General features: G+C 39.7%; 9 protein-coding genes and 1 pseudogene. 8 read left to right on the plus strand and 2 right to left on the minus strand.

What is annotated here, in order from left to right; genetic code table 11:
- Nucleotides 1-167: 167 nt before the first annotated feature.
- The 6 genes from B4Z90_RS22000 to B4Z90_RS22025 all read left to right on the plus strand — a co-directional run bounded on the left by B4Z90_RS22000 (nt 168) and on the right by B4Z90_RS22025 (nt 7,428).
- Entirely contained in the window at nt 168-3,011 is a 2,844-nt protein-coding gene (locus B4Z90_RS22000; RefSeq protein ID WP_286803261.1) for a response regulator, read from the plus strand.
- 302 nt (nt 3,012-3,313) lie between these two features.
- Complete coding sequence (locus B4Z90_RS22005) at nt 3,314-3,589, plus strand: nuclear transport factor 2 family protein (RefSeq protein ID WP_286803263.1); 276 nt, start codon at nt 3,314-3,316, stop codon at nt 3,587-3,589.
- A gap of 132 nt (nt 3,590-3,721) precedes the next feature.
- Nucleotides 3,722-4,477 carry a helix-turn-helix domain-containing protein gene (locus B4Z90_RS22010; RefSeq protein WP_286803265.1) on the plus strand — a complete coding sequence of 252 codons (756 nt, stop codon included), beginning with the start codon at nt 3,722-3,724 and terminating at the stop codon, nt 4,475-4,477.
- A gap of 35 nt (nt 4,478-4,512) precedes the next feature.
- Entirely contained in the window at nt 4,513-5,664 is a 1,152-nt protein-coding gene (locus B4Z90_RS22015; RefSeq protein ID WP_286803267.1) for an FAD-dependent oxidoreductase, read from the plus strand.
- A gap of 116 nt (nt 5,665-5,780) precedes the next feature.
- Complete coding sequence (locus B4Z90_RS22020; RefSeq protein WP_286803269.1) at nt 5,781-6,497, plus strand: FAD-binding oxidoreductase; 717 nt, start codon at nt 5,781-5,783, stop codon at nt 6,495-6,497.
- Between the two features lie 139 nt (nt 6,498-6,636).
- Complete coding sequence (locus tag B4Z90_RS22025; protein WP_286803271.1) at nt 6,637-7,428, plus strand: hypothetical protein; 792 nt, start codon at nt 6,637-6,639, stop codon at nt 7,426-7,428.
- A gap of 137 nt (nt 7,429-7,565) precedes the next feature.
- Here B4Z90_RS22025 and B4Z90_RS22030 read toward each other — a convergent pair whose 3' ends face one another.
- Nucleotides 7,566-8,447 (minus strand): DJ-1/PfpI family protein, encoded by an 882-nt coding sequence (locus B4Z90_RS22030; protein WP_286803273.1) that lies wholly within the window; start codon nt 8,445-8,447, stop codon nt 7,566-7,568.
- A 405-nt stretch (nt 8,448-8,852) separates the two neighbouring features.
- Here B4Z90_RS22030 and B4Z90_RS22035 point away from each other — a divergent pair, with 405 nt between their 5' ends.
- The gene (locus B4Z90_RS22035) at nt 8,853-9,788 is read left to right on the plus strand and encodes an alpha/beta fold hydrolase (RefSeq protein WP_201639357.1); all 936 of its coding nucleotides are present in this window, start codon (nt 8,853-8,855) and stop codon (nt 9,786-9,788) included.
- A 137-nt stretch (nt 9,789-9,925) separates the two neighbouring features.
- Here the strand turns inward: B4Z90_RS22035 and B4Z90_RS22040 are convergent, their stop codons facing one another.
- Entirely contained in the window at nt 9,926-10,081 is a 156-nt protein-coding gene (locus B4Z90_RS22040; RefSeq protein WP_159332901.1) for a hypothetical protein, read from the minus strand.
- A gap of 205 nt (nt 10,082-10,286) precedes the next feature.
- On the opposite strand from B4Z90_RS22040, the pseudogene B4Z90_RS25085 reads away from it, so the two are divergent.
- Nucleotides 10,287-10,407 (plus strand): annotated as a pseudogene (locus B4Z90_RS25085) (DNA polymerase IV); the annotation flags it as partial.

Below are 10,407 nucleotides of genomic sequence, written 5' to 3' on the forward strand. Positions count from 1 at the left end.
GCTCAAGGTTGTTTATCTAACATATTTTAATTTGAATTAATTCTTTTTTTATTAAAAAACTATTCAAATAAAATTGTTGTTTTGTTATAAACTAAATTTCTATAGCATATTACAACTTTATGCACAATCAAAGATACCCCAAAAACGATAACAGCCATCCTCTTATCATGGATAATAATTATAAGCTGGTCGCTGATATGATTAAAAAAGATCTTTTTGGAGTGCTCCTTAAAGCTAAATTAATATGTAATACGGAAATTGCAGTGTTGACTTTATTTGATAACAGTCAAAATTTTGTACAGACTTATTTTCATGATGTCGATGGCAATGTAAGTATCGATAAGGTATTTTTCGACTATGTGTTTGATGTCAACGGCACGCTAGAAATTCCAGACGTTAGCACTGAGCCTCAATCGCAGCGCAATTCAGTTATTTTCCAAAATTTTGGCATACTGTATTATTATGAGGCACCGTTAATCGGTTACGACGGAAAAATAATTGGTTTTTTAAGCGTTATGGATAGACGCCCCAACAAGCTTACGGATAGTCAACGGACTCTTCTTTCATTATTGTGTATAGAAGTTCTTAATTTACTTCAAGAGAAAAACCAGCATCTCCAGTTAACTAGTAAGTTGGAATATGTGAAGTCTACACTAGACATGACCAGTCAGGTTGCCAGAGTAGGGAGCTGGGAGTATGACTTAGTTGATGATTATATCGATTGGTCTGAAATGACCAAGATTATTCATGGGGTTCCAAAGGATTATCGTCCATCTATTGAAACAGCAATAGAGTTTTACAAGGTTCCTCAACATAAAATGAAAATTGTTCAGGCTATAAATTGCGCAATATCTACGGGAGCATCATGGGATCTTGAATTGGAGATTGATACCTATCAGGGTACAAGGTTGTGGGTTAGAGCATTAGGCAAAGCAGCTTTTAAAAAGGGTAAATGTGTTCGACTATATGGCACTTTTCAGGATATCGATAAGCGTAAACGCTCTGAAGCGGAATCGATACGTTCTAAGAAAATGCTTGAAGATGTTTTGAATGCCACTACTGCCGTTGCTATCATAGCAACTGACGCAGAAGGGGTGATAACCCTTTTCAACCGGGGCGCAGAAAATTTATTGGGGTATAAAAATGAAGAAGTGATCGGTAAAATTACGCCGACATTATTTCATAGCAGTAGAGAAGTTAGAGATCGCGCGAAGGAACTTGAAATTGAATTTGGCTATCCGATTAGTGAATTTAGAGTGTTCGTCGAAATAGCGGAGCGCTACGGATACGAGCAAAGAGAGTGGATTTATATAAAAAAGGATTTTACGCAACTTTATGTATCTCTTGCCGTTACTGCAATGCGTGATATTTCTGGTCAGATTATAGGTTATCTTGGCATTGCCACAGACATCACGAAGATTGTACTTCAAAGAGAAGAGTTAGAGAAAGCTAAAAAGCTTGCTGACCAAGGTAGCGTGGCGAAGTCAGAGTTTCTCGCCAATATGAGTCATGAAATTCGTACACCTCTTAATGGGATTATAGGGTTTACGGATTTGATGAGTCGAACAAAACTAGACGATACACAAAAAGAGTATCTTTCCATTGTTGATCAGTCTGCTAATCTTCTTTTGAGTATCATAAACGATATACTTGATTTCTCTAAAATTGAAGCTGGCAAATTGGAGCTTTCTGTTGAAAAAAATGATCTGTATGAGATGTTTGCTCAGGTGGCAAGTTTGATTGATTTTCAGTGGAAAGCCAAAAAATTAGATTTTCGGGTAAATTTATCAGAATCACTACCACATTATGTTTGGGTTGACTCACTTCGTCTCAAACAGGTGCTCATGAATCTTTTAAGTAATGCAATAAAATTTACGGAAAAGGGAAGTGTCGCGCTACACGTTGATGTACTATCTTCGGACGAAAATTCCACGACGCTTCGCTTCTGTGTTACGGACAGCGGAATCGGTATTAAACCGGATAAACAGCAAAAGATATTTGAATCATTTTCTCAAGAAGACGCGTCAATAAGTAAAAGATTTGGAGGAACAGGGCTAGGACTTAGCATTTCCAACCAATTGCTAAAAATGATGGACAGTAAATTACAATTGGAAAGTGAATACGGAAAAGGTAGCAAATTTTATTTTGAAATAACATTGAGATCTCTAAAAGGGGATGTATATGAATGGAAACTTTTAGAATCTTTACATATTATGATAGTCGCCCGGCGAGATGCCGAACGAGCAAATATTGCATTGATGTTGCAGATGAAGAAAGTTAATGTCTCGTTGGCCGATAACGGATTTGAAGTTCTTCAATTGTTGACTAAAGGAGAACGGTATGATGCGATTATTATCGACAATGATCTACCTATTATGAACGGTATCGATACTGTAAAAAAAATCAGGGAAAAGTTACTCTACAGAGGAGTTGGACAGCCCGTAGTTTTAATGTTATCAGTGCTTGAAACCAACCCAGCCCTTATTGCTGAAAGCAGCAATATTATTCATTGTATTAACAAACCAGTTAAAGTAGATCAACTGTATTCAACATTAGTTGCTGCGCTACAGCTGAATGAAGGATCTATCAAATATGCTGAAAAAGAAACGCTCATTTTGGAAGGCAAATATAAGATTTTAATTATTGAAGATAATAAATTTAGTATGTTGCTCACCAGAACCATTGTACAGAATGTTCTTCCCAATGCTGAAATCATGGAGGCTGTCGATGGTTTCGCGGGATTTGAATTGTTTAAGGACAATAGGCCTGATTTGGTATTCATGGATATACAGATGCCTGAAATGAATGGATATGAGTTAACTGAATTGATTAGGAAAAATGAGGACGGTAGGATGCATACACCAATTATAGCATTGACTGCAAGCAATATTAAGGAAGAAAAAGAACGATGCATTTCGTGTGGAATGGACGATTTTGCAGTGAAGCCTTTTGTTAAGAAAACAGTGCTGGAGCTTTTGAGGAAATGGTTGATAAACGACGACAATGAGTAAAGAATAAATCTACTTCACAATTATCGAATGTCCTACTTAAATCCTAATCTCTACAGTTCGTCGTAGCATTGAATATATCTTATTTCATCGTTTAAATCAACATGTTCCTCTGTGTGGTTTTATAAACTAACGGCGTATCATACTGATCCATCACAAGATCTAATGCTTGTAGACCGACAAAAATTAATGATTCAAAACAAATTGATAAAAATGAAAAATATAAGAATATTACAGATAGCCAATGAATTTATAGCAAAGGGAGATTATGAAAGCTTCTTAGCTTATTGTACTGCAGACACGAAATGGGTCTTTGTGGGGATCGTATACTCCATGGGAAAGAAGAAGTCCGTACTTATATGAAAGAGTTCTATCAGGAACCACCAGTTTTTAATGTGGAAAAATCGATTGAGGAAGGCGATTCTGTTATGGTGACCGGAGAAATTCGGTTGAGAAATAAGGCCGGAAAATATGAGCATTTCGATTATTGCGACATTTGGCGATTCGAAGATGGAAAAATGGCAGAGCTTAAAGCATTTGTCATTGAAAAACACGGATCGCCGCTATCGTCATCCGAATAGGCTTGGTATTTGATCTATTTCGTGTGTGGTTATACAATAATCCGTAATTTTGATTAACGTGTGGGGCTTTTCACCGGATGTGCCATAGTGAATTTAGCGGGGAAGGCTATTGCGCACAAACTCACTAAAGCAATGGAAAATGAATTAATATATCAGGCAGTAAAAACTGACAGGCCGTTAGCGGATTTTGTTGACAGCTTTTGGCTTTTACAAAATCAATCGGATTGTGATAAAGAAGTTGTGGTACTGCCTGACGGAAGAGTTGATCTATTTTTTACGCAATCTGCAACAGAGCCTTTCCACATGACGCTTTTGGGCATCCAAACTAAGCCGGGGCGGGCGACCATTGCGCCTTTGCGACAGACTTACGCCATCAGTTTTAACCCGCTTGCAATCCAATCTGTTTTTCAGACCAGCATCGCCAACTTGGTGGACAGGGCAAGCCTCTTGCCTCCTAATTTTTGGAACTTTAGTGCCGACGACCTGAATGACTTTGATTTATTCTGTGCGAAAGCGACAAAAAAAATACAGTCACTTTTGCCACGTGAAGTTGACAACAGGAAACGAACACTGTTCGACCTTATTTATACATCAAACGGGGCGATTACAATCAAAGAACTTGCAGCACAATCGTTTTGGAGTCGGCAGCAGATCAACCGTTATTTCGATCAGCAGTTCGGACTTACAGCAAAAGCATATTGCAATATTATCCGCTTCCGTGCTTCCTTCCAGCACATCAAAGAAGGCAAATTGTTTCCACAACAGAACTTTGCCGATCAATCCCATTTTATTAAAGAAGTCAAGAAACTTGCAGGTGTTTCACCAAAAGAACTGTTGAAGAACCAAAATGAGCGTTTTATACAATTTTCAACGCTCAGATCCACCTAATTTTGTTCAGTCAAAAAAATTAAATTGTACTGGATATGAAATTACAAGACAAAAAAGTGGCAGTCGTTGGCGGTGGTCCAGGCGGACTCACATTAGCCAAACTCTTACAATTAAAAGGAGCAAATGTAACCGTATATGAACGTGATAGCAATAAAGAAGTTCGCCAGCAGGGAGCCACACTGGACCTGCACGAAGAAAGTGGATTGGAAGCTCTTCGCAGGGCAAATTTGATGAATGAATTTAAAGCTAGCTTTCGACCCGAGGCTGGACGTTTAAGGGTGTTGGACGGCCAGGCCATCATCAAAATGGATGAGCACGAGCTTCCACATAAGGATCAGGAAGATCGTCCTGAAATTGATCGTGCCCCTTTGCGTGATATTTTAATAAACGCATTGCATGAAGGTACCATTGTCTGGGACAGTCAGTTTGTTTCAATGGAAGAACAGGATCATGGCTGGCTTCTGCATTTCAAAAACGGAAAATCTTTTTACGCTGACCTCGTCGTTGCAGCGGATGGTGCAAACTCAAAAATTCGCCCTTATCTCACCGATATTAAGCCGACTTATTCTGGCGTGACGATTGTTGAGGGAAATGTCTACGAGGCTGAAAAAAACGCACCGAAACTTTGGGAAATCACAAAAGGCGGAAAAGTCTTTGCGCTTGGAAACGGACAATCCATTATCTTAAGTGCAAAAGGAGAGGGCAGTTTATCGTTTTACACCGGTTGTAAAGTCCCTGAAAATTGGGTGCAGGAAAGCGGCATTGACTTTAACAACAAGCAAAAGGTATTTGATTGGTTTAAAGTCGCGTTCTCCTCCTGGAGCGAACAATGGCATGAACTTTTTGCAAGTAATGAAATTTGGTTTATGCCACGCCCGCAATATTATTTTCCATTGGACCAGACTTGGCCCACATTACCCAACTTGACCATGCTTGGCGATGCGGCACATCGTATACCGCCCTATGCCGGTGAGGGTGTAAACCAGGCAATGCAGGACGCTTTTGAGCTGGCCGAAAATTTGACCAGCGATCATTTTCCGGATATTCAGACGGCAATTTCACAGTATGAAAAACAAATGCAGGCAAGGGCGGCAGTAATAACCAAAGATACGTTGGAAAACACCGAAATATTACACGCTGAAGGTGGCCTTGATAATTTGCTAGCAATGTTTAACGAGCGGAGGTAAACTACGCTCTGCCATTTCGTGGGCAAAAACCACGATTAATCCAATACCTACTCTCTTCCGTTCTATTTTATACGATCGGTTCTGCTGTACTTTGCTTTGAACAAAATATAAATACTATGCCAAGTGCACCAAAGTGGTTATTTGATACCTTAGAATTCTTAACGCCAAAGCTGCCTTTGACCGAAGTTGTCGAAACAGTCTCTTTATCAAAATCTGTGAAGAAGATTTGTTTTAAAGGGGATTTAAAAAATGTACAATTTACGGTCGGTTCGTTCATAGACTTCAGAATTAATGATACAGAGGCTCGAAGATATACCGTTTCCCATGCAGATACTGAAAAGGGCTTGTTTGAATTCGTCGTTTATTTGAATGGTAAAGGTTGTGGAAGTCGTCTTATGGCGGATTTGAAAGTGGGCGATCAAATTGTGATGTATAAGCCAAGAGCGTTAAGTAGGTACTATGATAAAACAACGCAAAGATTTGTCATTTTTGGCGATGAAACTTCGTTAGCACTTGCTTGTTCTTTTCTTCCAGTGTTAAAGAAGAACAAGCATCAGTTTATGTTTATTTTTGAATTAGAGGAAAAGAACAAAGATGTTCCAAAATTATTGAATTTGGAAAACTGCCTGATATTTCCCAAAAACTTTTTGTCCAACAGGCAGGAGTGGGTAGGCAAACTGCCGGTGATCGATACTCCAGATTGGCAAGAAGCTAAGTTCGTGTTGACAGGTAATGCAAAATCGGCTCAACTCTTCAGAAAAATCATTAGAGAAAACACCAATGGTACCGTTTATTTACACGGCTACTGGTTAGCCGGTAAAAAGGGATTATAATTAGCTTTGAATTATCATACACATCTATTCATTAGCCGCCTGGGCTGGTCCAGCTTGGTAACTAAAGGTGAACCGTGGGCGATGAAGATGAAGGATTGTCAGCATTAAACCGTAATTTTATCGTTCAAACACGTTGAACATGACATTTCTATGCCAGTATTTTCGCTTGTATTGGGTGCTAGCGGCATTCCTATTTTCCTTCCATGTTTCTGCACAAAAGCAATCAGGAGTGGACAGCAATGCGTTGGCTATTCACTTTGTTGACGGACAACTTCCTGAAGGTAACTATACCGCAGCGGTGTTGGGAATTCCTCGACCTAATGCATCGCAGCTTGCAATTGTTGAGAAAATGAAACAAGCCTTGAAAGCCAATGAAGATTGGTTTTTCAAAACAATGAAGGAATTAAAACCCGGAGAGCCTATACCATATCACAAAAATCTAGGGATTAGCGAAGCGGAGTATGCTACTTTTATGGAGTTCTCCCAGGCTATCAAAATAGATAAAATAGGGGCTATAGAGCTCAAGATCATTCGAAAGGACAATAGCATCCATTTCGAACCTAAAGACTTCGGCGATTACTTAAAATATGTGGTCATCAATTTAAAAGACCAGCGGGTCAGGGTTGATAGCCTGGGCTTGGAATACAAAGGGCAGATCATTATGGATGCTAAACGGACAACACTGGTTGCTGGACCTTGGGCAGGTTACTCCTGGCAACTCGAAGAATTTAAGAAAGACGGACAATTAATTTTAGATCCGAATAAAGTGGATCCTGCAGAGATGGGAGAACTGAATATAAAATCTATTGAGGTGATAGTTGGCAAACTCGATCATAATAATCAGTGTTTTCTATATGTCAAGAGCAATATTGTCGATAAAGGCCATGTGCTTGCAAAACAGGATATAGCCCTTTTATTAACGAAAGAATAGGCAGAAATTCAGAAATATACCTAACTTTAAATTAGAGCAAAGCCCAAAGCCGGTTTAACATTTGGCTCAAGCGGACATCTAGCCAAAAAGGCTCCCTTATCGGTTAATAAGGGAGCCTTTTATTTGAAAAAAATCGCCTATCCATTTTCCACTTTTGATTTTTCATAGGCGAGAAGTTCATCTGCGCAGAGTTTTCCGAATTTATCGGCCGCCAATGGGCTATCCCCAGTAATCAATTTTCTGTCAACGTGACAATCGCCGGCAATTTTTTTATTCAAGATTTCAACCCCAAGTTGTTTGAGTTTTTCGCCATAAAACCAGGGCATCTCGCCCGGCTGGTATCCACTTTCTGGCAAAGCCTTATCCATTTCATCGGGAAACGAATTGATCTTATACCCCTTAAAGGGAAATTCAGCGTCTCCGCAATCTGCAGCGCTTAAGAGCGCTGCCGGGCCATGGCAGATTGCCAAGAGATATTTATCTTCAGTTACCGCCCATTTGATAAGTTCTTTTACATCATTATTTTCAGGTAGCCCGAGCATTGCGCCATGTCCACCTGGAATAAAAACGGCAACGTAGTCAACGTATCCTTTGTTCGTATCAGCTATAAAATCCCGTAGGTTGTGCGGGTTTGAAAATTGTGTATTATACTTGTCGAGGATGTTACCGATGTTTTCATCTTCGTACGGCATAGCCCACATTTCGAATTTTACAGGAGCACCGGTTGGTGTGTAGAAGTCAACCTCAAATCCAGCCTGTTCGAAATGAAGAATGGGAACGAGTGTTTCGACCGGATGATTGCCTGTTGAAAATTTCTTTCCATTTTTCATGGTCATATACCGTTCTTCTGTGCAAAGCACAAGAATCTTTTTTCGGGTGTCCTTGTTGACATCGCTGTACTTTTTTTTGCTGTAATTTGTCTTGGTCGTAACCATTGTCTTTCTTGAAAAAAAAGAAGGTTCGTAACCAATCCCGTCAAATACGGGTTCTTTGCTCAAATCGTTTGAAAATAATGACATAGTAATGTTTTTTTTGGTTCGACATTCGTGCTATTGATAAGCTTCGAAGGTCAAACTTTCCACATTTATTAATCTTTAAGAGATAACAATATCAAAACCCATGCTGTTTCGCCTAAAAAATATTTGTAATCAGGGCAAAATATTTTACGAGGAACTTGGCTTTATGTACTCAAAAATATTTCATCGCTAAAGTAACTAACCATATTAGGTTTTAAGGTCGCTTGGATACTGTTCAAGCGGCCTTTTTCTTTTTGTACATGAGGGAACATATTTTCCAATTTGCCGTCTCTTCAATACAATCCAACAGATCGATATCCGGCATCAAGGTATACGTTTCATTTGGCAGGAGTAAAAAAAATATTAGCTCCAGTGTAACAGATGTTTACCTCCATATACTTATTGTATATGAAAGAACTATTCAAAGCAATGCTGTTGCTGTTTTTAGGCACAGCTTTTACGAAAGCTGTATCGGCGCAGTCTAATACGAGTCAATCGGTTATGGTTGAGGGAAAAAAAATGGTCTATAAAACCAGCAATCTTGCCAACCGCAAAGCGGGGGAACCTATTTTGGTGTTCGAAGCCGGATTGGGCGGCGGTACATTTGATCCGATTTTACCCCTTTTGCCCAACCATATCGCGAGTATTCAGTACGAAAGAAGTGGTATTGGTAGTTCCGAACCCGACTCCCGTATTGTGACAGATAGCCAGGTGGTGGCGCGCTTACATGGCCTTTTGCAAACCTTGGCCATTCAGCCCCCTTACTTGTTAGTGGGGCATTCCATGGGAGGCCCCTACATCCGTCTGTTTGCGGCCCAATATCCCGATGAAGTATGCGGACTGGTATTTTCGGACCCGACGGATTTTATGTTAACCGAGCAAGAGGATGAACATGCTAAGGTGGTCTCGAAGAGTAAAACGAGCTATCAGCAGATTACAAAGATTATTATGGAGCAGATGTCCAAAAATAAAAATTCCAGTGCGGGAGCACATATTGATGCTGCTCGAGCGCTAACGTCCATTTCAAAAGGATACTTTCATGAATATCGAACATTGCCGCCATTGAAAAAAGAAATTGCTGCTACAGTAATCATATCCTACAACAAAAATATTGAACTGCCCGATGAAGAGCTGGACCGTAAACTAAATCTGGGTATCAATTTTAAGGCATGGTGGAAAGAATACGATGAATTGCGAATCCAGCATTATGCAACATTGTTGAAAGACAATGACCATAGCATGCTTGTCCTGCTCCCGAAATATTCACATGGTATTTACTACCAAAATCCGCAATTGGTCGCAAAACTTATACAGGACAATTTTAATAGCTATAAAAAAGAATAACTACTTCGAGTCCGTTGATTCGAGGGTGGATCCGATGTAGGAATCAAGGCTTTTTATTTTCCCCTTTTCTTCTTTACAAGCGCGTTCCAATCATCTTGCAGACTTTCTGTGTCGACCAATAATAGCGCATTGTCTATCTACAATAAATCGTCTTCCCAAAGTGGTGTTGGGCAAGTTCGTGCGAGCAGCTGTTCAAGATTTCCTTTCATGGGTTTATAGGCGTGCTCGCCAAATTTTCGCCATAAGTACATGAATCCTTCACGCTTTAAATAGCTGAGTATCTTTTCGTTCATAGGTCGCGTTTTGTAATAAACAGCACGGCCGCCATCTTGTTTAAGCCAACGACCGATTATAAATTATATCGCTGACAATGAATGTGATAAAAATTAAACCATTGTGCCTTCTTGATTGTTTGCTAATAATATTAGTAATTTTGAACTGAGCAACTACCAAATTAAGAGAGGCCGAAGGACGGCTTTTTTATACAATTGAAAAAACATGGAGAGGAGTATAGTACATTGTGATCTCGATACATTTTTTGTATCTGTCGAGCGCTTGCAGAACCGCAAGCTCATCGGAGTACCCGTGCTCATAGGAGGAAGTAGTGACCGCGGGGTAG

It is taken from the genome of Sphingobacterium sp. UBA5639 (assembly GCF_002421245.1).
Lineage (GTDB): Bacteria > Bacteroidota > Bacteroidia > Sphingobacteriales > Sphingobacteriaceae > Sphingobacterium > Sphingobacterium multivorum.